Genomic DNA, 993 nt, shown 5'->3' on the forward strand with positions numbered 1-993 from the left:
TATAAGCTAATTATAAAAAAAGGAGATACTTATTATGCACCAAAATACTGTTTGTTACAGTTTTATGCAGTCCGCAATCGTCCGCAAGCTTTTACGAATGTCTATGGGACTATCAATACCCAAGATTCGACCTATAGTGTGCTTCAATTCGAAAAAATATTTAAAGGCGCTTATCCTAGTTTACAATTCCCTTTATATCGGATAGGTGAAGACCCGCTCTCCTTTTTAGATTGGTCCCGGGACAGAAGAGAATACCTATCCAAAAAAATCACCTTAGCACAGCATGGAACGGGATATCAGTTTTGGACCTATGTCGATTGGACACAACATGAGTATAATTATGATTTTGAGCGAGGAATTGATCGATTTGTATATGCTCCGGATAAGGGAATCATCGGGGGCTCATTTGACTTCTATTTTTATTACCACAGAAAAAAGCTACCCATAAAATACACGGATTTTCTAAATAATATCAAGGAGGAAAAGGTGATGATCGCTGAATAATCTTAGGCCTAAAATAGTTCTTAAACTTGATCAACACTTAGTGAATAAGATCAGTATTATCAACGCCTGTAATAGCGCCGAAATATTTCACATCATAGGATAGTTCCTGACATGGCTTCCTTTTCATGATAAGCCAATAATTGAACATCGGCAGATTCCACTTTGCAATTCAATGAGATAAAATCACTCGAACATCTTTTCACCTTGAAAATAAAACCAAAATAGATACCTATTAATTATTACTTTTGACGACATTACTCCTACTGCACCATGATGAGCTATCTGCAAAAAGTTAAACCGGTCGATCAAAGATTCCACGAATGGGTGGATAACATCAACAAAACTGAAAGGATTGATAAATCAATAATTGCTTTCAATTTTGGGCTTTTCGCGTCAGAAGAGGGTTTCACCATGTATCTCACTGGATCCAAAGTTTTCGATAAAGATGATGACGATTGGGCTACCAATAGGAACTTTGAGCCTAAACAG

General features: G+C 36.7%; 1 protein-coding gene and 1 pseudogene. Both read left to right on the plus strand.

Annotated features, from left to right (window positions below; genetic code table 11):
- Nucleotides 1-504 (plus strand): annotated as a pseudogene (locus tag GVK91_RS27135) (hypothetical protein); the annotation flags it as partial.
- 270 nt (nucleotides 505-774) lie between these two features.
- Nucleotides 775-993: hypothetical protein (locus tag GVK91_RS27580; protein WP_235033005.1), on the plus strand; the 219-nt coding region annotated here is incomplete at its 3' end.

The sequence above is a fragment of the Sphingobacterium sp. 18053 genome, assembly GCF_902706145.1.
Taxonomy (GTDB): Bacteria; Bacteroidota; Bacteroidia; order Sphingobacteriales; family Sphingobacteriaceae; genus Sphingobacterium; species Sphingobacterium paramultivorum.